Source organism: Azospirillum sp. UENF 112521 (genome assembly GCF_058780665.1).
The window spans coordinates 247,438-272,880 of record NZ_JBSNCI010000009.1; the positions used below are offsets into that span (position 1 = coordinate 247,438).

General features: G+C 68.3%; 19 protein-coding genes, 3 tRNA genes and 1 pseudogene. 9 read left to right on the plus strand and 14 right to left on the minus strand.

The features are described from left to right. The first annotated feature begins 28 nt into the window (after positions 1 to 28). The 4 genes from ACWPN8_RS32715 (at position 29) to ACWPN8_RS32730 (ending at position 1,391) form a co-directional block, all read left to right on the plus strand. Positions 29 to 104, plus strand: a tRNA-Glu gene (locus ACWPN8_RS32715). Positions 105 to 171: 67 nt separating this feature from the next. After that, a tRNA-Glu gene (locus ACWPN8_RS32720) sits at positions 172 to 247 on the plus strand. Between the two features lie 45 nt (positions 248 to 292). Continuing rightward, positions 293 to 368: transfer RNA gene (locus tag ACWPN8_RS32725), tRNA-Glu, on the plus strand. A 231-nt stretch (positions 369 to 599) separates the two neighbouring features. Next, complete coding sequence (locus ACWPN8_RS32730) at positions 600 to 1,391, plus strand: hypothetical protein (protein WP_492243819.1); 792 nt, start codon at positions 600 to 602, stop codon at positions 1,389 to 1,391. On the opposite strand, the gene ACWPN8_RS32735 is transcribed toward ACWPN8_RS32730, so the two are convergent. Next, positions 1,354 to 2,553 (minus strand): THUMP domain-containing class I SAM-dependent RNA methyltransferase, encoded by a 1,200-nt coding sequence (locus ACWPN8_RS32735; RefSeq protein ID WP_492243820.1) that lies wholly within the window; start codon positions 2,551 to 2,553, stop codon positions 1,354 to 1,356. The genes ACWPN8_RS32730 and ACWPN8_RS32735 overlap by 38 nt on opposite strands. A 192-nt stretch (positions 2,554 to 2,745) precedes the next feature. On the opposite strand from ACWPN8_RS32735, the gene ACWPN8_RS32740 reads away from it, so the two are divergent. Both ACWPN8_RS32740 and ACWPN8_RS32745 read left to right on the plus strand, forming a co-directional pair. After that, positions 2,746 to 3,534 (plus strand): SDR family NAD(P)-dependent oxidoreductase, encoded by a 789-nt coding sequence (locus tag ACWPN8_RS32740; protein WP_109446744.1) that lies wholly within the window; start codon positions 2,746 to 2,748, stop codon positions 3,532 to 3,534. Between the two features lie 259 nt (positions 3,535 to 3,793). Continuing rightward, positions 3,794 to 5,857 carry a methyl-accepting chemotaxis protein gene (locus ACWPN8_RS32745; protein ID WP_492243821.1) on the plus strand — a complete coding sequence of 688 codons (2,064 nt, stop codon included), beginning with the start codon at positions 3,794 to 3,796 and terminating at the stop codon, positions 5,855 to 5,857. 2 nt (positions 5,858 to 5,859) lie between these two features. Here ACWPN8_RS32745 and ACWPN8_RS32750 read toward each other — a convergent pair whose 3' ends face one another. The 13 genes and pseudogenes from ACWPN8_RS32750 to ACWPN8_RS32810 all read right to left on the minus strand — a co-directional run bounded on the left by ACWPN8_RS32750 (position 5,860) and on the right by ACWPN8_RS32810 (position 21,605). Next, the gene (locus ACWPN8_RS32750; RefSeq protein WP_109451348.1) at positions 5,860 to 6,636 is read right to left on the minus strand and encodes an ABC transporter ATP-binding protein; all 777 of its coding nucleotides are present in this window, start codon (positions 6,634 to 6,636) and stop codon (positions 5,860 to 5,862) included. Further along, entirely contained in the window at positions 6,633 to 7,703 is a 1,071-nt protein-coding gene (locus ACWPN8_RS32755) for a FecCD family ABC transporter permease (protein ID WP_492243822.1), read from the minus strand. Before ACWPN8_RS32755 ends, ACWPN8_RS32750 begins: the two co-directional genes overlap by 4 nt. Beyond that, positions 7,681 to 8,799 carry an ABC transporter substrate-binding protein gene (locus tag ACWPN8_RS32760; protein WP_492244006.1) on the minus strand — a complete coding sequence of 373 codons (1,119 nt, stop codon included), beginning with the start codon at positions 8,797 to 8,799 and terminating at the stop codon, positions 7,681 to 7,683. The genes ACWPN8_RS32755 and ACWPN8_RS32760 overlap by 23 nt, the downstream gene beginning before the upstream one ends. After that, on the minus strand, positions 8,799 to 9,725 hold the full coding sequence (locus ACWPN8_RS32765; RefSeq protein ID WP_492244007.1) for a TonB-dependent siderophore receptor: 927 nt from the start codon (positions 9,723 to 9,725) through the stop codon (positions 8,799 to 8,801). The genes ACWPN8_RS32760 and ACWPN8_RS32765 overlap by 1 nt, the downstream gene beginning before the upstream one ends. 772 nt (positions 9,726 to 10,497) lie before the next feature. After that, positions 10,498 to 11,154: pseudogene (locus ACWPN8_RS32770) on the minus strand (TonB-dependent receptor plug domain-containing protein); the annotation flags it as partial. After that, the gene (gene trxC, locus ACWPN8_RS32775) at positions 11,130 to 11,603 is read right to left on the minus strand and encodes a thioredoxin TrxC (protein ID WP_492243823.1); all 474 of its coding nucleotides are present in this window, start codon (positions 11,601 to 11,603) and stop codon (positions 11,130 to 11,132) included. The gene trxC and the pseudogene ACWPN8_RS32770, both read right to left, overlap by 25 nt. An 87-nt stretch (positions 11,604 to 11,690) precedes the next feature. Beyond that, positions 11,691 to 11,945: a hypothetical protein gene (locus tag ACWPN8_RS32780; RefSeq protein ID WP_146208092.1), complete on the minus strand. Its 255-nt coding sequence runs from the start codon at positions 11,943 to 11,945 to the stop codon at positions 11,691 to 11,693. A gap of 257 nt (positions 11,946 to 12,202) precedes the next feature. Next, positions 12,203 to 12,709, minus strand: coding sequence for a periplasmic heavy metal sensor (locus tag ACWPN8_RS32785; protein WP_492243824.1), 507 nt, complete (start codon positions 12,707 to 12,709; stop codon positions 12,203 to 12,205). After that, positions 12,706 to 13,149 (minus strand): hypothetical protein, encoded by a 444-nt coding sequence (locus ACWPN8_RS32790; RefSeq protein WP_492243825.1) that lies wholly within the window; start codon positions 13,147 to 13,149, stop codon positions 12,706 to 12,708. Before ACWPN8_RS32790 ends, ACWPN8_RS32785 begins: the two co-directional genes overlap by 4 nt. Before the next feature lie 11 nt (positions 13,150 to 13,160). Then, positions 13,161 to 13,712, minus strand: a complete 552-nt coding sequence (locus ACWPN8_RS32795) for an RNA polymerase sigma factor (RefSeq protein ID WP_109451360.1) — start codon at positions 13,710 to 13,712, stop codon at positions 13,161 to 13,163. Positions 13,713 to 13,926: 214 nt separating this feature from the next. Further along, on the minus strand, positions 13,927 to 17,079 hold the full coding sequence (locus ACWPN8_RS32800) for an efflux RND transporter permease subunit (RefSeq protein WP_492243826.1): 3,153 nt from the start codon (positions 17,077 to 17,079) through the stop codon (positions 13,927 to 13,929). A gap of 6 nt (positions 17,080 to 17,085) precedes the next feature. Next, positions 17,086 to 20,229, minus strand: a complete 3,144-nt coding sequence (locus ACWPN8_RS32805; protein WP_492243827.1) for a multidrug efflux RND transporter permease subunit — start codon at positions 20,227 to 20,229, stop codon at positions 17,086 to 17,088. After that, positions 20,226 to 21,605, minus strand: a complete 1,380-nt coding sequence (locus tag ACWPN8_RS32810) for an efflux RND transporter periplasmic adaptor subunit (RefSeq protein WP_492243828.1) — start codon at positions 21,603 to 21,605, stop codon at positions 20,226 to 20,228. The genes ACWPN8_RS32805 and ACWPN8_RS32810 overlap by 4 nt, the downstream gene beginning before the upstream one ends. A 272-nt stretch (positions 21,606 to 21,877) precedes the next feature. Between ACWPN8_RS32810 and ACWPN8_RS32815 the strand changes: the two genes are divergently transcribed. The 3 genes from ACWPN8_RS32815 to ACWPN8_RS32825 are packed head-to-tail and all read left to right on the plus strand — an operon-like array spanning position 21,878 to position 25,438. After that, a complete protein-coding gene (locus tag ACWPN8_RS32815) occupies positions 21,878 to 24,070 on the plus strand; it encodes a TonB-dependent siderophore receptor (protein WP_492243829.1) in 2,193 nt (730 codons plus the stop codon). Positions 24,071 to 24,110: 40 nt separating this feature from the next. Continuing rightward, complete coding sequence (locus ACWPN8_RS32820) at positions 24,111 to 25,250, plus strand: PepSY-associated TM helix domain-containing protein (protein ID WP_109451368.1); 1,140 nt, start codon at positions 24,111 to 24,113, stop codon at positions 25,248 to 25,250. A gap of 8 nt (positions 25,251 to 25,258) precedes the next feature. After that, the gene (locus tag ACWPN8_RS32825; protein WP_492243830.1) at positions 25,259 to 25,438 is read left to right on the plus strand and encodes a hypothetical protein; all 180 of its coding nucleotides are present in this window, start codon (positions 25,259 to 25,261) and stop codon (positions 25,436 to 25,438) included. Positions 25,439 to 25,443 lie beyond the last annotated feature (5 nt).

The following is a 25,443-nucleotide window of genomic DNA, read 5'->3' on the forward strand; positions in this document are numbered from 1 at the left end:
TCGTTAGAAACCCGCCCACGCCGATGACGTCCCCATCGTCTAGAGGCCTAGGACACCGCCCTCTCACGGCGGTAACAGGGGTTCGACTCCCCTTGGGGACGCCAACCTTCCAAGGTTGGATCGCGCGGCCGGTGGCAGCCTCCACCGCCGCGACAAGCATCGGGACCAGACGTCCCCATCGTCTAGAGGCCTAGGACACCGCCCTCTCACGGCGGTAACAGGGGTTCGACTCCCCTTGGGGACGCCATCCACGCGCTGGATGAGTTTTTGAGCGCGGGCTTGAAGGTACAACGTCCCCGTCGTCTAGAGGCCTAGGACACCGCCCTTTCACGGCGGCGACACGGGTTCGACTCCCGTCGGGGACGCCACTTTTCCTGCAGTTGCCGCTTTTGATGAATTTTTCTGATTGGCTCAGGCGCGTGTGATACACATGCCTGACACTTTGTGCTGCGCACTTGATTGCTTCGCTTGTAGGTTTGACGCTTTGATCAAACTGAAGTGAGAGGCCAATGCGGACCCTCTACATTGATCACAGTGTGGTCTCGCACGAATCTTTGTGGCAAGACATCCACGAATCGGTTTCCGCTGGAACAGTCCGGTTGGCTCTGTCGATGTGGAATCTTGTGGAAATTGGACGAGCGAATGATCATTCCCAGAGATTACGTAGATTAAAATTTTTGAATGAAAATAAGCCATTTTGGATTATAGAAAGAAGAGACATCCAAAAGCAGGAAGTTAAGCGGTTTATTTGGGAAAATTATTATAATATACAATCGTATGCCGTAATTTCAATTGTCCCATATCTATCTATGGCTGTGTCAATCGTTCCGGGGTGTCTGCCTCAAATTGGGTTAACGCCGGAAAAGTTTATAGAGAGTATAGATTTCGCTGATCTTAATCATTACAGGCATTTCTCTCCAGACGCATTGCGCACGATACAAAATTTTGATTTTTCTGCCATAAAAGCAAAAGAGAAAGAAGTTTTCAGGGTTTGGATTTCTCTGTCGCTACCAGATGTATCCCCTGAAAATCGTATCTTTACGAAGTTAGAAAAGGAAGATTTATTGGAATTCTGCGTAAGAAATAAAGATAAATTCTTCAATGAGTGCCCATCATTTTTGATTGAGCATAACCTAACCATTGCCAGAACAAAAAATAAGAAGAGAAATCCTCAAGCGTCAGATGGTGAGGATTTGCAACATGCTGTCGTGGCACTATCCTATTGCGATCTCTTTTACTCAATGGATGGCTTCCTTGTGCAGTGTGCGCAAGCTGCTGTTCAGAAGAGCAAGAGCCGTGCTCGAGTATGTGGAAGCCGAGAGGAATTCATCAAATACATCAAATATGATGCTATCATTTCAACACCCCCGTCTGATACAGCGTCACCCTGATCCCCCCGTTCGACACCGACACCCCGCCTTCCTGGAACGGCAGTTCCGTCGCCTTCGCCAGGGCGGCTTCGTTGGTGACGATGCCCACGCGCCAGCCGGCGAAGCGGGTTTTCAGCGTCTGGCCCATGGCGTGGTAGAGCGGGATCAGGGACTTGCCCTCGCCGATGCGGGCGCCGTAGGGCGGGTTGACGATGACGAGGCCGGGCGGACCCTCCGGCGGGGTCAGGTCGCTGATGGCGTGGTGGGCGAAGTCGGTCCAGGCGCCGACGCCGGCCCGCTCCGCATTGGCGCGGCTCATCGTGACGGCGCCGGCGTCGCGGTCGCTGCCGTAGAAGCGCACGGCCGGCGGCGTGACCGTGGCATTGCCGCGCAGGTCCTGCCAGCGGGCGGGGTCGAACGTGGCGAGCTGCTCGAAGGCGAAGGAGCGGGAGCGGCCGGGCTTCAGGCCGGCGGCGATCTCGGCCGCCTCGATGACGAAGGTGCCGGAGCCGCACATCGGATCCACCACAGGCATCGGCTCGCGCCCGTCATAGCCGCACTGGCGCAGGAACAGGGATGCCAGCGTCTCGCGCATCGGCGCCTTGTTGACCGCCTCCTTGTGGCCGCGCTTGTGCAGCGACTCGCCGGAGCTGTCGACGCTGATGGTGCAGAGGTCGTCGTCGATCCGTGCCTTGATCTGGACGGCTCGGGTGTCGTCTTCCGGAGCGTCCCCGGAGTTCTTTTCGGCGGACTTTCCGGTCTTCTTGGGCGCCGCCTTGACGATGGGGGCGCCGAGTTCCTCGGCGATGGCGCGCTCGATGCGCTGGGCGGCGGCGCCGGCATGGTAGATGCGCGACGCCTTGCAGGAGGCCTCGACCCGCACCGGCACGTCGGCGCGCAGGATCTCGGCCCAGGGAACGCGGCGGGCGCGCTTGTCCAACTGGGCCAGATGCAGGGCGCGGAAGCTGGCGATGCGCGCCAAAACGCGGGTGGCGCCGCGCAGCTCCAGATTGGCGCGCCAGACCTCCGGCCAGCCGCCGGTGACCGTCACCCCGCCCTTAACCATGGTGGGGTCGGTGAAGCCGCGGTCGCTGGCCTCCGCGCACAGCACGGGTTCCAGGCCGGGGGCGGCCACCAGGAAAATCTCGAAAGGCTGGGCGGGGCTGGTCGGGTCGGTGTTCATGCGCCTACATAGCCCGAAGGGCCGGCTTCCATCGACAGGATTCTCGCAAAACAGCCGGATGTCGCCGGCGCGAAGGCCCGGCTGTTGACGCCGGACTGCCGGCCCCTATGATCGGATTGGAACACGAACAATCAAGCCGGCTTGCGATTCCGAACATGGACCGGGCCGGGCAGCAGGGGAAGGACGCGCGTCATGACCGCCACTGAGATCGACACCTGGCCCGCCGACCTGCTGGCGCAGGAGTTCCGGGATAAGCGGGTCCTGGTCACCGGCAGCAGCCGCGGCATCGGTGCTGCGGTGGCGGCGGCCTTCGCCCAGCTCGGCGCCCGCGTCGCCATCCATGGCCGCGACCTTGCGGCGGTGGACGCGGTGGCGGCCGGGATGGGAGACGGCGTGATCGGGCTGGCCGGCGACTTCGCCGACAAGGGGCAGACCCGCGCGGTGGTGGAGCAGGCAATCGACCGGCTGGGCGGGCTGGACGTGCTGGTCAACAATGCCGGCACCATGCTGGGCCGGGTGGCGCTGGCCGACATCGACGACGGCTTCCTGCAGGAGCAGTTCGACCTGAACGCCGCCTCGGCGGTTGTCGCCAGCCGCAGCGCCCTGCCGGCGCTGATCGCGTCCAGGGGGGCCATCGTCAACACCGGCTCCATCTCCGGCCGCACCGGGGGCAGCGCCGGCTCGTCGCTCTACAGCGCCGCCAAGGCCTTCCAGGCCAGCCTCGCCCGCTCGCTGGCGACGGAACTGGCACCGCACGGCATCCGCGTCAACGCGGTGTCGCCCGGCACCATCGACACCGACTTCCACCAGCGCTACTCGACCGCCGACAAGCTGGCGCAGACCGCGGCGCGCATTCCGCTGAAACGGCTGGGGAGGGCGGAGGACTGCGTCGGCGCCTACCTGTTTCTCGCGTCGAACCGGCTGGCTGGATACATCACCGGCCAGACGATAGAGGTGAACGGCGGTCAGTATTATAACTAATGGGCGTATTTCCGCAATTGCGAAGGTCGAGCTTTGGCAAAATGCAAAGCAATCTCAATGATTTTGGCAAATTGCGAAGGATGAGACCGGCTTTCATTGGAGAAACGGCGATTTCGCAGGATAAAAAAACATCGCGGCGTTAAGGGAGCCTTGGCATTGTTCTTGTAGGGTACCTCGTCGACAACCGGCCGTCCGAAAGATCGGAGATCGCCCGTAGCCGGATCGGAAACAGCCGGATCAGAAGACGAGGGTCCCAGTGATGAACGCCGCCAGCCCCAACCAGATGACCGCAGCCCGGCCGACCAAGGCCGGTCCCTTCGCCAACCTGCGCACGGCGACCAAGATCTACACCGGCTTCGGCGTCACGCTGGCGCTTCTGGTCGGGCTGGGGGCGGTATCCTGGAGCGGCTTGCGGTCCAGCGACGATGCGCTCCGCCGCTATGCGGCGCAATCGCACGTCGCGATGGCGGTGGCCGAGGCCGACACCAACATCTCCGATGCGCTGGGGGCGGCGGAGGAGTTCGTCTCCAGCGGCTCCGGCGATGTGGCCAACCGTTTCCGCGGCGAAATGGACAAGTTCCGCCGGAAGCTGGAGGACGCCACGGCGCGGATGACCGATGCGGGCGACCGTCAGGCGGCGCAGGAGATCGCCGGCCTGCACCAGACGCTGACCGTCGGGTTCGACCGGCTGGTCGCCGCGAGGACCGAGCGCGACTCCATCGTCGCGTCGGTGGTGAACACGCTGGGCGCCGACATCCGCCGCACGCTGAGCGACACCGTCAAGGCGGAGAAGGACGGCGGCGACCTGGACCGCACGGTGCGGGCGGCTGACGTCAGCGAACAGTTCCTGCTGGTCCGCGTGCTGGTCGCCCGCTTCGTCGCGGAAACCAAGGCGGAGGATCTGGCCCGGATCCGCAAGGATCTGGGCGACCTGACGGCGAAGGCGAACGGCTTGCGCGACGGCATCGCCGACGGCCCGGTCAAGGCCAAGCTGTCGGACGCGGTGGCCAAGCTGCCGGCCTATGGCGCCGGCATCGACCGCATCGCCGTGCTGAGCGACCAGCTGAAGTCGCTGAACACTGAAACGTTGGGCAATGCCGGCAAGCAGATCAACGACAAGATCGGCCTGATCCGCGACCATTCCACCAGCTTCCTGTCGCAGCTGGAGGTCACCGCCGCCGCCGAGGTGTCGGCGGCGGAAGCGCGCGGCACCGCCGTGACGGTGGTCGCCGTCCTGCTCGGCCTGCTGCTGGCCTGGGCGATCTCGCGGGCGATCACCAGGCCGCTCGGCAACATCACGCGGGAAATGGGCCGGCTGGCCGAGGGCGACCTGACGGTGACCGTCAGCGACGACGACCGCCGCGACGAGATCGGTGCGCTGGCCCGCGCGCTCCAGATCTTCAAGACGAACGCGCTGGAGATGGAGCGGATGCGCAGGGCGCAGGAGGAGAGCGAGCGGCAGGCCGCCGCCCAGCGCCGCCAGACGATGATGCAGATGGCCGACACCTTCGAGCGGACGGTGAAGGGCATCGTCGACACCGTCGCCAACGCCGCCACCGGCATGCGCGATGCCGCGACGGAGCTGACCGCCACCGCGCATGAGGCGAGCGAGCGGTCGCTGCTCGTCGCCTCGGCCTCCGAGCAGGCGTCCGCCAACGTCCAGACCGTCGCCACCGCGACGGAGGAACTGTCGGCCTCGATCTCCGAGATCGGCCAGCAGGTGGAGAACTCGACCCGCATCGCCACCCAGGCGGTGGCCGACGCCACCGGCGCCGACCGCACCATGCGCGATCTGGTCACCGCCGCCGAGCAGATCGGTGCCGTGGTCGAGCTGATCAGCGGCATCGCAGCGCAAACCAACCTGCTGGCGCTGAACGCCACCATCGAGGCGGCGCGGGCCGGCGAGGCCGGCAAGGGCTTCGCCGTGGTGGCGAGCGAGGTGAAGGCGCTGGCCAACCAGACCGCCAAGGCCACCGACGAGATCCAGGCCAAGGTGCAGGAAATCCAGCAGACCACCGGCGGCGCCCAGAGGGCCATCGGCAGCATCGGCAAGACCATCGGCCACATGAGCGAGATCACCACCGCCATCGCCGCCGCCATCGAGGAACAGGCCGCCGCCACTCGCGAGATCGCCTCCAGCGTCACCCAGGCCGCCCAGGGCACCGAGGAGGTGTCGAGCAACATCGCCGGCGTCAGCACGGCGGTGCACGAGACCGGCGACGCTGCCGGCCGCGTCCACGGCACCTCGCAGGAGCTGGCCGTCGAGGCCGAGCGCCTGCGCAAGGAGGTCGGCACCTTCATCGCGACGGTGCGGGCGGCGTAGGGCTACGGCCGATGCGGGCCGGGGCCGTGCTCCGCGGGGAGGAAGACCGGCACCACCGCTTCGACCCGCCCGGCGACCCGGGTGCGGTGGATGGGGATGCCGTAGAGCCGGGCGAGGTTGGCTTCGGTCATCACGGCGTCCGCCGGACCCTGGAGATGCTCCTCCACCCCCATCATCAGCAGCGCCTCGTCGGCGACGCACAGCGCATGCTGGGGCAGATGGGTGCTGAACAGGATGGCGTGGCGCCCGTCGCGGCGCAGCCGCTCGATGACCTTCAGCAGCAGAGCCTGGTTGGCGAGGTCGAGCGCCGAGGCCGGCTCGTCGAGGATCAGCAGGTCGGCCCCCGTCACCAGGGCGCGGGCCAGCATGACGATCTGCCGTTCGCCGCCCGACAGGCGGCTGAACGGACGCTCGGCGAAGCGCAGGCCGTCGACCTGGGCCAGCGCCTCCTCCGCCGCGCGGTAGTCGGCGCGGCCGGGCGCGCCGAACAGGCCGATGCGCCGCGCCCGCCCCATCACCACCACGTCGAGGCAGCGGTAGGGCACCGTGTCGCCGATCGACTGCGAGACGTAGCCGATGGCGGCCGGCGCCTGGCGGCGGCCCTCGGCCAGCGGCAGCAGCCCGGCGAGCGCGCGGATCAGCGTGGTCTTGCCGCGGCCGTTGGGGCCGAGCACGGCGAGGCAGCGGCCGGCCGACAGGGCGAGGCCGAGATGGCGGAAGATCCACCGCTCGCCGCGCCGCACCCCGGCATCCTCCAGTCGGATCTCCAGCCTGCTCATTCGCCCATCTCCTGCTTCTGCCGGCGCCGCAGCAGCAGCGCGAAGATCGGCGCGCCGACGATGGCGGTCAGCACGCCGAGCGGGATTTCCGCCGTGGTCGCGGTGCGGGCGATGGTGTCGATCAGCAGCAGATAGGCCGCGCCCATCAGCGCCGAGGCCGGGATCAGGATGCGGTGGTCGGACCCGACCAGCAGCCGGGCGAAATGCGGGACCACCAGCCCGACCCAGCCGATCACGCCGGAGAAGGCCACCACCGTCGCCTCGACCAGCGCCACCGCGGCGAAGATCAGCCAGCGGTCGCGCTCCACCCGCACGCCCAGCATGCGGGCGTCGTCCTCGCCCAGCGACAGCAGGTTGATGCGGAAGCGCATCGCCCAGATCGCCAGCAGCCCGGCCAGGATCACCGGCACCGCCAGCAGGGTCTGGCGCCAGCCCGACGCGGCGAAGCTGCCCATCAGCCAGAAGACGATGGCCGGCAGCGAGCTGTCGGGGTCGGCGACGAACTGCGCCATCGACACCAGCGCGCTGAACAGCGCCGAGACCACGACGCCGGTCAGCACGACGGTGACGACGCCGCTGCGCCCGTCGATGCGGGCGAGCAGCCCGACCAGCAGCAGGGCGGCACAGCCGGCGACGAAGGACAGCCCGACCAGCGCCGCCCCCGACAGGCCGAGCAGGATCGCCACCGCCCCGCCGAGCGAGGCGCCCGACGACACGCCGAGGATGTGCGGCGACACCAGCGGATTGCGGAAGACGCCCTGCAGGGCGGCGCCGCACAGCGCCAGCCCGGCGCCGCAGGCCGCCGCCATCAGCACGCGCGGCAGGCGGACGAGCAGCACGATGCGCTCCTGGAGCGAACTCCAGTCCGACTCCAATCCACCGGGCAGCAGTTGCGCCGCGACGATGCGCAGCGCGGTGACCGGCGGGATGGAGAGGCGGCCGGCGCACAGCGCCACCAGCATCATCGCCAGCAGCCCGACCGCCATCGCCGCCAGCAGCCAAGGGCGGCCGGGCAGGGAGGCGGCAGCGGTGCCGGAAACGGCATCAGGGGCCGACGATGCGGTCATAGTTCAGCGCCCCCCGGTTGACGTCGGCCAGCAGCAGCCGGTCGATCTCGGCGTCGGTCGGCTCAAGGCCATAGACCAGCCCGATGCCGCGCCGCACCTCGGCCCGCAGGTCGTAGCCGTTGGCGTCCGGGTGGAACAGCTTGGCCAGCCACAGCCAGAACAGCGGGTTCTCGGCGTTCGGCGGCTCCCAGCGGAAGGCGCCGACCGGCACCTTGTAGACCCGGCCCGCCTTCGCCGCGGCGGTGCCGGAGAGCAGCGGGTCGTTGCGGATGTCGGCCGGCTGCAAATCGCGGTCGGCGCTGTTCAGCAGGATCACCTCCGGGTCCCAGATCATGATCTGCTCGGCGGTGACGGTGATCGAGCCGCTGCGCTCGGCGGCGAGGTTGCGGCCGCCGGCCGCGGCGATGGCGAAATCGGTCGGCGTCCCCTTCCCGGTCACCACCAGATGGCCGGCGAGCCTGGAGAGGAAAAGCACCGTCGGTGTCTTGACGGCAGTCAGGGCCGTGGCCGTGGCCGGGGCGGGGCGGCGGATGCGCGCCAGCACCTCGTCCCGCCAGCCGATCAGGGCCCCGGCCCGTTCGGGATGCCCGGTGAGGTCTGCCATCAGCCGGATGTTGCGGCGGGTGGTCTCCTCATCGCCATAGACGACCAGCGCGGTCTTCAACCCGGCCTCGGCCAGCGGCGACACCACCTGCGCCCCCAGCTCGCCCCGTTGCAGGACGAGGTCGGGTTCCAGGGCGGCGATGGCCTCGACATTCGGCATGAAGGCCGACTTGCCGGCGCTGAGCAGCGAGGCGGGAAGCCGGTTCAGCCGCGGAAACAGCCGGCCGAGCAGGCCGCCCTTCGCCACCTCGCCCACCGTCTGGTGCATGCCGACCAGACGGTCGGCCGAACGGTCGGCGGCGATCACCGTCGGGGCGGAGGGGGCGGGAAGCGCCACGATCCGCTCCGCCGGCTTCGGCAGGACAATTTCGTTGCCGGCGAGATCGGTCGTGCGGATCTCCGCCGCCCCACTCTCCGCCGCTCTGGCCAGACCGGGCGACAGCACCAGCAATAAAACGGCGGTGGCCAGGGAGAATGGCGGGATGACGCGCATCAGAAGCTGACCCGGGTCTGGAACACCGCCTGCAACGGCTCGCCGATGGCGACGCCGAGATTGTTGACCGCCGAGGTGTAGTAGGTCTTGTCGAAGATGTTCTTGACGTTGACCTGGAAGCTGACCGGCGTGCCGTGGACGTCGGTGTCGTAGGCGGCGAAGGCGTCGGCGACGACGTAGGAGGGCAGGTAGAAGCTGTTGGCGGCATCGCCGGCGCGCTTGCCGGCATAGCGGGCGCCGCCGCCGACACGGAGCGCATTGCTGCCCAGCACCGGGCCGAGGTCGTGGGTGACGAAGAGCGAGGCGGTGCTGCGGGCGACGTTGGCCAGCCGGTTGCCCCGGTAGAGCGGATCCTTTGTCACCTGGGCGTCGAGCAGGCTGTAGCTGCCGATGACGCTCCAGCCCGGCGCCACCTCGCCGGCGACATCCAACTCGAAGCCGCGCGAGCGCACGGCACCGGCGGTGCGGTTGACGGTGAGGCCGTTGACCACCTCCGAATAGAGCACGTTGCGCTTGCGCAGGTCGAACAATGCTGCGGTGGCGGTCAGGCCGCGGGCGAGCTCGACCTTGGCGCCGACCTCGTAGGCATCGCCCTCCTCCGGCGGTAGGGCGCCGAGATAGCTGGAGATCGAGGAGTTCGGGCGGAAGCTCTGGCTCCAGCTGGCATAGACCGACGCATCGGGCGTCACCTTGTAGACGACGCCGGCCCGGGGCACGAGCTTGCCGTCCTGCACGTCGGTGTTGGCGCGGAAGGGCCGCCCGCGGCCGGCATACTGGTCGTAATACTGGTAGCGCAGGCCGCCCAGCACGATCCAGCGGTCGCCAAGCTCGATCGAATCCTGGGCATAGACCGAGGAGGTTTCCAGCCGTTCGGTTCTGGTCGCTGTCGGTCGCCACCACGTTGCGGCTGGTGGGCAAGCGGCCATAGACCGGCCGGTAGATGTTGAAGGCGGCGGAGGTCGGGCCGCGGATCAGGTCGGTGCGCAGCGTGTCGCTGTAATCGTAAGAGGCGCCGAACAGCAGCTGATGGCGCAGGCCGGCGAACGTCACCTTGCCGTTGAGGTCGGCGCGGACGGCATGGACGTCGACGTTGGAATCCTGCGTGGCGTCGGCGCGCCGGGTCAGCACCCCGGTGCGGGCGTTGTAGGCGGTGACGCGCGCCTGATCGTCCTTGTACCAGTTGTGGCTGTAGGCGTAGTTGGCGCTGACGGTCCAGTCGGAGTCGATCTTGTGGCTGATGCCGATGCGGGCGAGATGGGTGAAGCCGCTGGTGACGTTGTAGGGTTCGTCGAAGCGTTCCCGCTTCGACACCGGCACCGCCTTGCCGGTCGCGGTGTCGAAGATGGTGCCGCGGTCGAACGGCACCTGATAGCGGGTGTATTCGTAGCCGAGCGTGACCGTGGTGTCGTCGCCGTACCAGGCGAGCGACGGGGCGACGGTCTTCTGCCGGACGCGGCCGAAATTGCGCCAGTAGGCGGTGTCCTGGATGTCGCCGACGAAGCGGTAGGCGAGGTTGGAGCCGGCGGTCAGCGGCCCGGTGACGTCGAGCTGTCCGCCGCCGCCGCCGAAGCTGCTGCCCCAGGCCTGGGCCTCGCCGCGCCGGGTCAGTTCGGGGGCCTTGCTGACGACGTTCACCAGCCCGCCGGGGTCGAGGATGCCGTAGAGCATCGAGGCCGGCCCCTTCAGGACCTCGACGCGGTCGGCCCCGGCGGTGAAGCTGCGCGGCATCGCCGTCCGCAGGCCGTCGCGCATGGTCGAGCCGTCGCGGTTGTCGCCGAAGCCGCGCTTCATGAAGGCGTCCTGGGTGCCGCCCAGCGTGTTGCCCTGGGTGACGCCGCTGACGTTCGCCAGCGCCTCGTCCAGCGTGCGGGCGGCCTGGTCCTTGAGGACGGGGGCCGCCACCACGCTGACCGCCTGCGGCACGTCGAGCAGCGGCGTGTCGGTTCCGGTGGCGATCGACGTGCGCTTGGGCTGGTAGCCGTCGGTGGCGGCGCCCTTGCCGATCAAGGTGATCGGGGCGAGTTCCAGGACCGGTCCGGTCGTTCCGGGGGTGCTGTCTTCGGCCCGGGCCGTCGCGGCGCTCGTGGAGGCAATGGCTGCGCAAGCAATGCCTGCGATTAGTTTCAAGGACTCCACGCGACGACCTTCCCCGGCTTTGTCGATCCGACGGAAACCGGGGAACGCGGCCCGGCGGCTTGGCGGCGGGTGTGCTCCGGGATTTCCTTCGAATGCGAATAAACCAAATGGGTAGTCGATGCAAATAATTATCAATAGCGTTGTTTGGGCGCCCAGCGGAGTGTTGAGTGTTCGACAAGGGCTTGATTGCGCGGTCAGCCCAGCGTCTCGCGGACCCACGCCACCAGTGCCGGCAGCGGCATGGCGCCGGCGGTGCGGGCGATCTCGCGGCCGTGCCGGACCAGGATCAGGGACGGGATGCTGCGGATGGCGAAGCGGGCGGCGAGGTCCGGCGAGGCCTCGGTGTCGATCTTGGCGAGGCGGATTTGCGGTTCGAGCTGGGCCGCGGCCTGGGCGAAGGCAGGGGCCATCGCGCGGCAGGGGCCGCACCAGTCGGCCCAGAAATCGATCAGCAGGGGCAGATCGCCACGCTCGGCATGGGCGGCGAAGCGGCGGGCGTCGAGCGCCACCGGCTTGCCCTCGAACAGCGCCTTGCCGCAGCGGCCGCATTTGCCGCCGCCGAGCCGGGCGGGAGGCACGCGGTTCAGCGTGTCGCAGTGCGGGCAGGCGACGTGAAGGCTGTCGGCGCCGGATTGGGCGCCTGTGGAAGAACTGGCGGTGGGCGGCATGGCGGGGCTCCTTCCCCTGGCAGCGTGTCCACCGTCGATGTATGGGGGCGGGGCCGCCCGCTCAAGATCCCCTCCGGGCGCGCGCGCCTACTCCTGACGGCCCATCAGGCCTTCCAGCTTTGCGAAATCCACATATTGCGCCGGCCGGTCCTTCAACAGGTCCGGGGACGCCAGGGCATTCTCCCGCGCGCATTCGGCGACGTAGCGGGCCAAGAGGTCGCGCATGACCTCGGCCAAAGGCGTCTGCCGCTGGCGTGCGTAATTCTTGGCGACATCTTTGATTCTGCGGTCAACGCGCAAAGAGATCGTCGCCTTCTTTGGATGAAATGGATCTCCGATCATGACGATCCCCCATCGATCTTGCCAATCTACATGAATTGGCCTCGTCATTTGGATATGCCGGATCGGTGGTGGATACAAGGATCCATGGGAAGGCGGGCGATAAAACTTGGGGATGATAGAATGTGAATTTGTGTGGATAAAATTTCTGCCGGTTTTCTTCTCCACAGAATCTGTGGATAGATGTGTGCGCAAACTCCGAACAGAATCTTCCGCATCCTTCCGGCGGGCGCATCCGGCCTGTGGATGAGTGGGTTTGCCTATTTTTTGGGCGTGTCAGGGGCGCCAGCGGTTCCCCATCCTCCGACCATCCGCAGCCGTCCGGCAGGCGAGAGGTCGGGCAGCACGAGCAGCACGGTCTGCTCGGTCAATTCGCCGATCAGGCGGCGCTTGGCGCGGGCTGCGGCGATCGCGGCGTTCAGGGACTCGAAATCCACAGGCTCCGCCTGAAGCAGGGCGCGCACCCGTTGCCCCTCCTGGCGATAATCCTCGGTCAGCGTGTCATAGCGCGGGCGCAGCGGCTCGAAAATGGCGCGCAGGCGGGCGGCGTCGGCGTCGGACATGCCCGCAGCCACATGCTCGACGAAGCGGTCGGGCATCGGCCGGTAGGGCGGGGGCGCCGGCTTGCGGGTGGTGCCGACCAGCATGGCGGCCAGAAACAGGTTCAGCGCCAGCGACAGCAGCGCCAGCCGGCGCAGGCTCATCCCCTGCCGGAGGCGGGTCAGGAGGGAGGGCTGCGGGCGACCGGGGGCAACGAGGCCGTTCATCGGGACTCTCCGTCGAACAGGGTGACGACCTCGTCGTTCAGCAGGGCCAGCTCCTGGCTGCGCGGCGCTGACGGGAGCGGGCTGGCGAGATGGCCGGCGAACCAGCCCCCGGTCAGCCAGCCAAGCGCCAGCAGGGCGACGCAGAAGCCGGCCACCCTCCGCCGCGGCATCCGGCCGAGCAGCAGCATGACCACGCCCTCCTGCGGCACGGCCCGCGCCGCGGCGCCGACGGCGGACAGCAGGCGGGCGACGCGGGCGTCCTCTACCGGCGCTGCGGGGGCCGCCAGCAGCCGGTCGAAGGCGGCGGCGTCCTCCTGGGCGGCGCGCAGGGCGGGGGAGCGGGCCAGCGCCGCTTCGGCCTCCGCCCGCAACTCCGCCGGCCAGCGCTGCGGCGAGGCGCCGTAATCGTCGAGGTGGCGGAGGAAGTCTTCGTCGGTCATGGCATCCTCCTTCATGCTGGATCGTCGGGGCCGAGCGCCGTCTTCAGCGCGGCCCGGGCGCGGGCCAGCAGCGAGGCGAAGGCGCTTTCGCCCATGGTCAGGATCTCGGCGGCCTGACGCAGGCTGAGCCCCTCCTGGTGGAACAGCACGACGGCGGCGCGCTGGCGGTCGGGCAGGGCCGCCAGCGCCCGGTTGACCCGCTCGGCGGTCTGGCGCTCGGCGATGCGGGTCAGCGCGTCGGGGGTCTGGTCGGGCAGGTCGCCGGCATCCTCCAGCGGCGACCAGCCGGGACGGCGGCCGCGGTCGATGGCGAGGTTCATCACGATGCGGTAGAGCCAGGTGGTGAAGGCGGCGCGCGCCCCGTCCCAGCGCCCGGCATGCTGCCAGACCCGCAGGAAGGCCTCCTGCGCGATCTCGTCGGCGTCGGACGGGTTGCCGGTCATCCGCTGGGCCAGCGCCACCGCGCGGCGCATGTGGCGGGCGGCCAGACGGTCGAAGGCGGCGGCGTCGCCGCCGGCCACGCGGCCCATCAGTTCGTCGTCCGTGTCGCTCGCCTCGACCACCGGGGCTCCGCTCCTGCCGTGGGCGAGAACTATGCCCAAGAGGGTGGTGAGGCGCCAGGGGCGTGATCTCTCCCTCTCCCCCCCGGGGAGAGGGGCGGGGTGAGGGGGATGCACAGGGTGGATTTTCGGGTAAGGGCCGCCGCGCGACCCCCTCACCCTAACCCTCTCCCCGGGGGGAGAGGGGATCTTGCGGGTGCAATGAAGACGTTGATTGTCAAGAGCACCTCCATCCTCGCCCCCCTATTCCGCGGGGGCGGCGATGGCGTGGCGGCGGTTGCGCCGCAGGGCCAGCCGTTCCAGCGTCAGATAGACCACCGGCGTCGTGTAGAGCGTCAGCATCTGGCTGACCAGAAGCCCGCCGATGATGGCGATGCCGAGCGGGCGGCGGATTCTCGCCGCCGGTCCCGAAGTCGAAGGCGAGCGGAACCGCACCCAGCAGTGCTGCCATCGTCGTCATCATGATCGGGCGGAAGCGGACCAGCCCAGCCTCGCGGATCGCCTCCAGCGGCGTAAGGCCGCGCTCGCGCTCCGCCTCCAGGGCGAAGTCGATCATCATGATGGCGTTCTTCTTGACGATGCCGATCAGCAGGATGATGCCGATCAGGGCCACGATCGACAGGTCGTAGCCGGTCAGGATCAGCGCGATCAGTGCCCCCAGACCGGCCGACGGCAGGGTCGACAGGATGGTCAGCGGGTGGATCAGGCTTTCGTAGAGGACGCCCAGCACGATGTAGATGGTGATCAGCGCCGCCAGGATCAGCAGCGGCTGGCTGGAGGAGGATTGCTGGAAGGCGCGCGCGTCGCCCTGGAAGCCGGCGCGGATGCTGGCCGGCATGCCGATGTCCTCCGCCGCCCGCTGGATCAGCTCGGTCGCCTGGGACAGCGAGACGCCGGGGGCGAGGTCGAAGGTCAGGTTGGCGACCGGGAAGCCGCTCTGGTGCTGGATGCTGGCGGCCTGGTTGCCGATGACGACGCGCGACACCGCCGACAGCGGAACCATGCCGCTGCGGCCGCTCACATAGATGCGCTTGAGGTCGTCGGGGCCGAGCGCTTCGGACGGCTCGACCTCCAGCACCACCTTGTGCTGGTTCTGCGCCAGATACATGGTCGAGACCTGCCGCTGGCCGAAGGCGTCGTAGAGCGTCGACTCCAAAGCGCTCAAGGACACGCCGAGCCGGGTGGCGGCGTCGCGGTCGACGATGACGTTGGCCTGGATGCCGCCGTTCTGGCGGTCGTTGGCGACGTCGACCAGCTCCGGCAGGGTGCGCATCTTGTCGACCAGCTTGGGCGCCCACTCGTTCAGCGCAGCGATGTCGGAATCCTGCAGGCTGTAGCGGTACTGGCTGCGGCCCTGGAAACCGCCGACGCGGATGTCCTGCACCGGCGTCAGGTAGAGCTGCACCCCCGGCACCCGGCCGGCGCGCTGGCGCAGCCGCTGGGTGACGGTGGCGAGGTCGTCGCGCTCCGCCTTCGGTTTCAGGGCGATGAAGATCTGGCCGGAATAGGTGCCGCCGGGACCGCCGCCGCCGACGGTGCCGCCGACGCTCTCCACCGCCGGGTCTCCGGCCACCGCGTCCTGCAAGGCCCGCTGGCGCGTCACCATGGCGCGGAAGGAGATGTCCGGCGGCGGGTCGCTGAAGCCGATCAGCAGGCCGGTGTCCTGCTGCGGCACGAAGCCCTTCGGCACCTGCCCGTAGAGCCAGACGCTGACGCCGATGATGGCGAAGGTCGCCGCCAGCATGGTGCGGCGGTGGGCCAGCACCCAGTCCAGCCCGCCGGCATAGAGACCGAACAGCCGGTCGCCGGCCCAGGAAAGCGCGCGGGCAAGGCGTCCGGGGGGGCCGCGCTCGGCCTCCGGCTGCAGCAGATGGGCGCACATCATCGGGGTCAGGGTCAGCGACACCACCGCCGAGACGGCGATGGCGACCGACAGCACCACGGCGAACTCGCGGAACAGCCGGCCCTGGATGCCGCCCATGAACAGGATGGGGATGAAGACGGCGATCAGCGACAGGCTGATCGACACCACGGTGAAGGCGACCTGCCGGGCGCCCTTCACCGCCGCCTCGAAGGGCTTGGTGCCCTTTTCGATGTGGCGGACGATGTTCTCGATGACGACGATGGCGTCGTCCACCACGAAGCCGACCGAGATGGTCAGCGCCATCAGTGAGAAATTGTCCAGGCTGTAGCCGACGATCCACATCACGCCGCAGGTGCCGGCCAGCGACAGCGGCACCGAGGCCGCCGGGATCACCGTCGCCCACAGTCGGCGCAGGAACAGCGCCATCACCATCACCACCAGCGCCACCGTGACCGCCAGCGTCTTCTGCACGTCGTCGATGGAGGCGCGGATGGTCGGCGTGCGGTCGGTGCGCACCGACAGGCTGACCCCCGGCGGCATCCAGCCGCGCAGGGTCGGCAGCTCCGCCCGGATGCGGTCGACCGTCTCGACCACGTTGGAGCCCGGCTGTTTCTGGATGTTGATCAGGATGGCGCGGTGGCCGTCCTGCCACGCCGCGGTGCGGCTGTTCTCCGGCGCCTCGATCACGTCGGCGAGGTCGCCGAGCCGGATGGTCGCGCCGTTCTTTTCGGTCACGATCAGCCGGCGGTAGGATTCTGCGCCGAACAGCTGGTCGCTGGCGCCGATGGACCAGGACTCGTGCGTGCCGTCGAAGCTGCCCTTGGCGCCGTTGGCATTCGCCTGGGAGATGACGGTGCGGATCGACTCCAGGCTGACGCCCATGTTGGCGGCGGCGGCGGCGTTGACCCGCACCCGCACCGCCGTCTTCTCCGCCCCGTTGATGGAGACCTGGGCCACCCCCTCGATCTGGCTCAGCCGCTGGCCGATGATGCTGTCGGCGAGGTTGTAGAGGTCCGCCGGGGCCAGCGTGGTCGAGGTCATGGCGAGCGTCATAACCGGCGCGTCGGCCGGGTTGATGCGCCGCATCTTGGGCGGGCTCGGCAGGTCGGCCGGCAGGTCGCCGCCGGCGGCGTTGATGGCGGCCTGCACGTCGCGCGACGCCGCCTCGACATTGCGGTTCAGGTCGAACTGCACGACGACGGTGGTGCTGCCGAGCTTGCTGTTGGAGGTCATCTCCGACACGCCGGCGATGCGGGAGAGCCGGCGTTCCAGCGGCGTGGCGACGGAGGCCGCCATCGTCTCCGGGCTGGCGCCGGGCAGCGACGCGGTGACGATGATGGTGGGGAATTCCACCTGCGGCAGCGGCGCCACCGGCAGGAAGCGGTAGGCCACCGCCCCCAGGATCATCAGCCCGACCATCAGCAGCGACGTGCCGACCGGCCGCCGGATGAACAGGGCGGAAAGCGAGGCGGCCGAAGCCAGGGGATTGAGGTTGAGGGAGGCCATGGCCGGCTACTCCGCCGCCGCCCGGCCGGCGGAGGCGTCGTTGCCCGGCTCGGCCGTTTCCTTCCGCCGCCAGGGCCGCAGCCAGCGGCCGAGCCGGCTGCCGAGACGGTCCATATAGAGATAGACCACCGGCGTGGTGTAGAGCGTCAGCACCTGGCTGAACAGCAGCCCGCCGACGATGGCGATGCCCATCGGCCGGCGCAGCTCCGAGCCGGTGCCGTTCTCCAGCGCCAGCGGCAGGGCGCCGAGCAGGGCCGCCATGGTGGTCATCATGATCGGGCGGAAGCGCAGGAGCGACGCCTCGTAGATCGAGCGTTCCGGCGCCATGCCCTGGTTGCGCTCCGCCTCCAGGGCGAAGTCGATCATCATGATGGCGTTCTTCTTGACGATGCCGATCAGCAGCACGATGCCGACCAGCGCGATCAGCGACAGGTCGTGGCCGGTCGCCATCAGCGCCAGAAGCGCGCCGATGCCGGCGGACGGCAGGGTCGACAGGATGGTGATCGGGTGGATCGTGCTCTCGTACAGCACGCCCAGCACGATATAGACCGCGACCACCGCCGCCAGGATCAGCCAGGGCTGGGTGTCGAGCGAGGCGCGGAATTCGGCCGCCGTGCCGGCGAAGCGGGCGGTGGCGGTGTCGGGCATGCCGATGCTGTCGCGCGCCTGCTGGATCGCCGCCACCGCCGCCCCCAGCGAGACGCCGTGCGCCACGTTGAAGGACAGGGTGACCGACGGGAACTGGCCCTGGTGGGTGATGACCAGGGGGGCGGTCTTGCGCTCCACCGACACGATGGCGTTCAGCGGCACGACGGTGCCGCCGCTGGCCTTCACATAGATCTTCGACAGCGACGACGGGTCCATCTGGAAGGACGGCTCGACCTCCAGGATCACGCGGTACTGGTTGGTCTGGGTGTAGATGGTCGAGACCTGACGCTGGCCGAAGGCGTCGTAGAGCGTGTCGTCGATGGCCTGGGGCAGGACGTGCAGGCGGCTGGCGGCGTCGCGGTCGATGGTGAGATAGACCTGCAGGCCGTCCGGCTGCTGGTCGGTCGCCACGTCGGTCAGTTCCGGACGGGCGCGCAGGGATTCCAGCAGGCGCGGGGTCCAGCTTTCCAGCTCGCGCGGGTCGGCGTCCTGCAACACGTACTGGTATTGCGTGCGGCTGACGCGGCTGTCGATCTGCACGTCCTGCACCGCCTGCATGAACAGCGAGACGCCCTTCAGGTCGCCGGTGGCGGCGCGCAGGCGGGCGATGATCTCCTCCGCCGAGGATCTTCGCTGGTCGCGCGGCTTCAGCGCGATGGTCAGGTTGCCGGTGTTGGTGGTGGCGTTCACCGTGCCGGTGCCGACGAAGCTCGCCACCCCCGCCACGTCGGGGTCGCGCCGCACGATGTCGGCGACCTCGCGCTGGCGCTCCGCCATCGCCTTGACCGAGATCGAGGGGGCGGCGTCGGTCACGCCGATGATGACGCCGGTGTCCTGCTGCGGCAGGAAGCCCTTGGGCACCACGTCGTAGAGATAGAGCGTGGCGGCCAGCGTGGCGATGGTGAAGACCAGGGTCGCCGGCTGGTGGCGCAGCACGAAGCGCAGCGAGGCGGCATAGCCGTTCAGCAGCGCGTCGAAGCCGCGTTCGGTCCAGCGGAACAGGCCGTTGGGCTTGGTCTCGGTCTCCGCTTTCAGCAGGCGGGCGCACATCATCGGCGTCAGCGTCAGCGAGATCACCGCCGACACCAGAACGGCGATGGACAGCGTGATGGCGAACTCGCGGAACAGCCGGCCGACCACGCCGCCCATGAACAGCAGCGGGATGAACACCGCGATCAGCGACAGGGTCAGCGACACGACGGTGAAGCCGATCTGGCGGGCGCCTTTGAGGGCGGCCGGCAACGGCTTCTCGCCCTTCTCGATGTAGCGGACGATGTTCTCGATCATCACGATGGCGTCGTCGACGACGAAGCCGGACGCGATGGTCAGCGCCATCAGCGACAGGTTGTCGAGGCTGAAGCCGCACAGCGCCATGATGCCGAAGGTGCCGATCAGCGACAGCGGCAGCGCCGCCGCCGGGATCACCGTCGCCCACGCCTTGCGCAGGAACAGGAAGATCACCAGCACCACCAGCCCGGCGGTCAGCACCAGCGTCTTCTGCACGTCCACCACCGAGGCGCGGATGGTCTCGGTCCGGTCGGTCAGCACCGCCATATGGATCTGCGGCGGCAGGCTGGCCTGGAGCGACGGCAGCAGCTTGTGGATGCGGTCCACCGTGTCGATGATGTTGGCGCCGGGCTGGCGCAGCACGTTCAGCAGCACCGCGGGCTTGCCGTCATGCCAAGCGGCCAGCCGGGTGTTCTCCACCGAATCGACCACGGTGCCGATGTCGGTCAGCCGCACCGGGCCGCCGTTCTTGTAGGCGACGATGATCGGGCGGTAGGCGGCGGCATTCTCGATCTGGTCGTTGACGCCGATGGACCAGGACTGGCGCGGGCCGTCGAAGCTGCCCTTCGGCGCGTTGACGTTGGCCTGGGTGATGGTGGTCCGCACATCCTCCAGGGTCAGGCCGAGACCGGCGACGGCGGCCGGGTTGACCTGCACGCGGACGGCGGGGCGCAGGCCCCCTTCGATCCCGACATAGCCGACGCCGTCGACCTGGGACAGCTTCTGCGCCAGCAGCGTGTCGGCGGCGTCGCTGACGGTTTCCAGCCGCAGGCTGTCCGAACTCAGCGCCAGCACCATCACCGGCGTGTCGGCCGGGTTGACCTTGTCGTAGACCGGCGGATTCGGCAGGCCCTTGGGCAGCGTGCCCGACGCGGCGCTGATCGCCGACTGCACATCCTGAGAGGCGGCGTCGATGTCGCGGGTCAGGTCGAATTGCAGGGTGATGACCGACAGCCCGAAGGAGCTGGTCGACACCATCGACGAGATGCCGGCGATCTGGCCGAGTTGGCGTTCCAGCGGGGCGGTGACCGAGGAGGCCATCACGTCGGGGGCGGCACCCGGCAGCTGGGTGGTGACGCGCACCGTCGGGAAATCGACCGTCGGCAGCGAGGAGATCGGCAGGGTGCTGTAGCCCAGCAGGCCCAGCAGCACCACCGCCAGCATCAGCAGGCCGGTGGCGACCGGCCGCAGGATGAAGGGGGCGGAGATGTTCATGAGGGCTGCCGTCCCTCACGCGGGGCGCCGGGGCCGGGGCCCGGAGTTGGAGCGCCGCCGTTGTTTTCGCGTTGCTGCTGCCGTTCGCGCCGCCGTTCCTCGCGTGCGGCAGGGTCCTGCTGCTGGTTGGGCGTCCTGCCGGCGGGAGCGGCTTCCGGTGCGGCAGCAGGAGCGGTGCCGGCAGGGGCCGCCCCAACCGGCGCAGCTGACGCGATGGGCTCGACGATGCGGATCTTGGAGCCGGGCTGCAGACGGTACTGGCCGTCCACCACCACCCGCTCGCCGGGGGTCAGCCCCTCGTCGATGATGGCCTTGGTCTCCTCCTGGCGGGCGACCTTGATCGGGCGCTGCTCCACCGTCAGGTCGTCCTTGATGACGTAGGCGTAGGTGCCCTGGGGGCCGCGCTGCACCACGGTCGAGGGCACGGTGGTGGCGCCGCGGCGGACGGTGGAGAGCAGGCGGACATTGACGAACTGGCCCGGCCACAGCTTCTGCGGGTCGTTGGGCATCTCGGCCTTCAGGCGGATGGTGCCGGTGCCGGTGTCGATCAGATTGTCCACCACCGACAGCTTGCCGGTGTCGAGCACGCGGCGGCCTTCGCGGTCCTGCGCCTCCACCTTGACCACGCCTTGCGCCTGGGCGGCGAGCACGGCCTGCAGCTGCTTTTCCGGCAGGGTGAAGAGGACGGCGATGGGCTGGATTTGCGTGATGGTGGCGATGCCGTTCTGGTCGCTGGCCCGCACCACATTGCCCTGGTCGACGTTGCGCAGGCCGATGCGGCCGCTGAGCGGGGCGGTGACGGTGGTGTAGTTCAGCTGGACCTGCACCGCATCGATGGCCGCCTCGTCGGCGCGGATCTGCGCCTCGTACTGGGCGACCAGCGCGCGCTGGGTGTCGACCGTCTGGCGCGAGGCGAATTCCTTCAGGCCCATGTTGCGTTCCAGGTCGCGCCGCGCGTTGGCGAGCTGCGCCTCGTCCTGCGCCTTCTTCGCCTGGGCCTGGGCCAACTGGGCCTGGAGCGGACGGGAATCGATGGTCGCCAGCAGGTCGCCGGCCTTGACCAGCTGCCCTTCCTGAAGCGAGACGCGCTGAAGCTCGCCATCGACGCGGGCGCGCACGGTGACGGTGTTGAAGGCCTGGACCGTGCCGATGCCGTCGAACCAGATCGGCACGTCCTCGCGCGCCACGGTGCCGGCCTGGACCGCCACCACGCTGTTGCGTGGGCCGCCTGGACCGCCGCCTGGACCGCCGCCGGGAGGACCGCCCGGCTGAGTGGCCGCCGGCGGGGACAGCTTCTGCTGAACCGCGTAGCCGACGCCGCCGACCAGTCCGGCAAGAACAACGCCGGTGACCACCGGCTTCCAACGAATCGTCATGACCTGTTCCGACGCTTGTCCCGACATCCGACCGGGGGGCGCTTGCCGCCGCTCCGGTCTTTCTGTCCATCCCTGATACGGGGCGGCGGGGCGGATTCGTCGGGGGGCGCCGAAGATTTTTTCGGGGGTCCTCGGCGCTCTCTCCAGGGCGGGGGAGGGGTTGAATGCGATTGTCGCGTCACATACGCGGATAGGTATTGAAGATAAGAATCATTTGCATTATGAGGGCCAATAACTGCGAATGATTCTTATTCGTGTCGGGGGCAATCATCGTGAAGAGACGAGTGGACGGCGGTCGGGTGTCGCGGGGGGCGGCGTTCGGCGCCATGGTGCTGGGCGGGCTGATGGTGCCGGCGGCCCAAGTGGCAATGACCCAGGTGGCGATGGCGCAAAGTGCCGGCGGGCAAGGGGCCGACGGTGCCGCGGTGCAGATGCCGGCGGTGACGGTGACCGGGCAGGGCGAAACGGCGCTGTCGCCGGTGACCGGCTATGTCGCCAACCAGCAGGCGACCGGCACCAAGACCGACACGCCGCTGATCGAGACGCCGCAATCGATCTCCGTCATTCCGGCCGACCAGATCCGCGACCAGAACGCGCAGACGCTGAACCAGATCGTGCGCTACACCTCCGGCGTGACGGCGGAGACCCGCGGCGCCGTGGCGACCCGCTACGACCAGCTGAAGATCCGCGGCTTCGACGCCGACACCTACCTGAACGGGCTGAAGCTCCAGTCGCTCTACTACGCTGCATCGCAGGTCGACCCCTATCTGCTGGAGCGGGCGGAGGTGCTGAAGGGCCCGACCTCCGTGCTGTACGGGCAGGCGCAGGCCGGCGGCCTGATCAATCAGGTTTCCAAGCGCCCGACCGCCACCGCGTTGAACGAGGTCGGGGTCGAATACGGCACCGACAACCATTGGCGCGGCACCGCCGACTTCTCCGGCCCCATCGACAAGGACGGCAAGTTCCTCTACCGGCTGACCGCCGTCGGCCTCAGCGAGGACGGCCAGATGCGGATGACGGAGAACGAGCGCATCGCCGTCGCCCCGTCCTTCACCTGGAAGCCGGACGCCGAGACCAGCCTGACCCTGCTGGGCTTCTACCAGCATGACCCGAAGGGCAATTCCTATGGCGGCATCCCGCCGCAGGGCACGGTGCTGGCGAACCCGCTGGGCAGGATCCCGGTCGATTTCTATGACGGCGACCCGAATTACGAGACGTTCGACCGCCGTCAGGTCTCGGTCGGCTATGCCTTCGACAAGAAGCTGGGCGACGCCTGGACCGTGCGGCTGAACGGGCGCTGGCTGAACGCCAAGGTCGCCTACGACAGCCTGTACGCCAACGGCCTCGACACCGACAACCGCAGCCTCTTCCGCGGCGTCGCCACCTCGCGGGAGGAGATGAACGCCTACGCCTTCGACAACCAGATCGAAGGGCGCTTCTCCACCGGCCCGGTCTCCCACACGCTGCTGGCCGGCGTCGACCACCAGCGGCTGGACGGCCATTACACCGCCGGCTTCGGGATGGCGCCGTCCATCGACGTGTTCAACCCGGTCTACGGCATCGCCGTCACCCCGCCGGCGGTCTATCGCACCGACATCGACGGGCGCCAGACCGGCGTCTATCTCCAGGACCAGATGAAGCTGGGCGGCTTCATCCTGACGGTCGCCGGCCGCCGCGACTGGTCGAAGACCACCTCGACCACCGCGTCGGGCAGCAGCACCCAGTCCGATCAGGCCTGGACCGGCCGCGCCGGCCTGACCTACGTCTTCGACAACGGCATCGCCCCCTATGTCAGCTATGCCGAATCCTTCACGCCCAGCAGCGGCGTCGCTTTTGGCGGCAAGCCCTTCAAGCCGGAGGAGGGGACCCAGTACGAGGTCGGCGTCAAGTACCAGCCGCCGGGCCTGAACAGCCTGTTCACCGTCTCGGCTTTCGACCTGACCCGCAGCAACCTGCTGACCAGCGACCCCGCCCATCCCGGCTTCTCCATCCAGAGCGGCGAGGCACGGTCGCGCGGCGTCGAGCTGGAGGCCAAGGTCGGCGTCACCAAGGAGCTGGAGCTGATCGGTGCCTACACCTACCTCGACACCAAATACACCAAGGACAATGACGGGCTGCAGGGCAAGCGCCTGGCCGCGGTGCCGCGCCATCAGGCCTCTGCCTGGGCGATGTACCACATGCCGGAGGGCACGCCGCTGACCGGCCTCGGCGTCGGCACCGGCCTGCGCTACACCGGCAGCACGGCCAACACGGCCAATACCTTCAAGGTGCCGTCCTTCACCCTGGTCGACGCCACGGTGTCCTACGACCTGGGCGCGCTGTCGTCCAAGCTCCAGGGGGCGGAGGTCACCGTCAACGGCAAGAACCTGTTCGACAAGGAGTATGTCGCCTCCTGCTATTACGGCGACTGGTGCGCCTACGGCTATCGGCGGACGGTGACCGCCGGCCTGCGCTATCGCTGGTAAATCCCGTGCCGTCCCTTCCCCATTGCCAAAGGAAGCCGTCATGACGCCTGCGAGCCTGCGGGGCTGGCGCCTCGTCCACCGCTGGACCAGCCTGATCTGTTCGGCCAACCTGCTGATCCTGTGCGTGACCGGGCTGATCCTGGTGTTCCACCACGAGATCCAGCATCTGATGGGGGAGGATCTCGACAGCAGCTACACCGAGGGGCAGGCCCGCCTGCCGCTCCAGTCGCTGGTCGACATCGCGCAGAAGGCCGACCCGGCCCTGGTGCCCAAGCTGCTGTCCTTCGATCCGGAAGACAAGGCGGTCAACTACATCTATCTGGGCAAGCCGGAGGAGCGCGGATTCGACCTGGGGCGCTGGGTGGTGCTGAACGGCTTCACCGGGGCCAACCAGATGCTGAAGCAGCCGGAGGAGACGCTGGTCGGCTTCCTCTTGAAGCTGCATGTCGACCTGTTCACCGGCTTCGCCGGCCAGATGTTCGTCGGGGTGATGGGGCTGCTGTTCGTGGTCAGCACGGTCAGCGGGCTGGTGGTCTACGGCCCGTTCATGAAGAAGCTGGCCTTCGGCATCCTGCGCTTCGGCCGGGGAACCCGCATCGGCAACATCGACCTGCACAACCTGTTCGGCGTGGCGACTCTGGTCTGGGCCTTCGTCGTCGGGCTGACCGGCGCCATCCTGTCCTTCTCGCCGCTGATCACCGGCTATTGGCAGAAGACCGAGCTGGCGGCGATGACCGCCCGCCATCCCGAGCCGATGACCGGGCCGGCAGTGCCCATCGACCAAGTGGCCGCGGCCGGGCTGGCCGCCTTCCCCGGCAAGGATCTGGCCTTCATCGCCTATCCCGGCAACGAATATGCCGGCAGCCGGCATTTCAGCGTGATCGTGCGCGGCCACACCGAACTGACGCAGCGGCTGCTCAGCGTAGCCCTGGTCGATGCCGAAACCGGCGTGGTCGCCGAGGCGGCCGGCACGCCCTGGTACATGACGGTGCTGATGCTGTCGGGGCCGTTCCATTTCGGCGATTACGGCGGGCTGCCGTTGCAGATCATCTGGGCGCTGTTCACCATCGTCACCGGCGTGGTGACGGTGACCGGCTTCGTCGTCTGGCTGAAACGGCCGCGGGCGCGGTCGACATCCGACAGGACTGCATCGGGCGCCAAGCTGGGGAGCAAGGCATGAGAGGGGGCATGAGCGGGGTTTGGCGCATCCCGGCCGCGCTGGCCGGGCTGTCCGTCGTCGGGCTGGCTGCCGCCATCCTGGGCGACGGCATCTGGGACTGGCTGTGCTGGGCGACCCTGTCGGTGCCGCTGGCCGTCTGCGCCGTCAAGCTGTGGCGGCAATGGCCGGGGCGGTCGGCAAGCCTCTGAAGCGA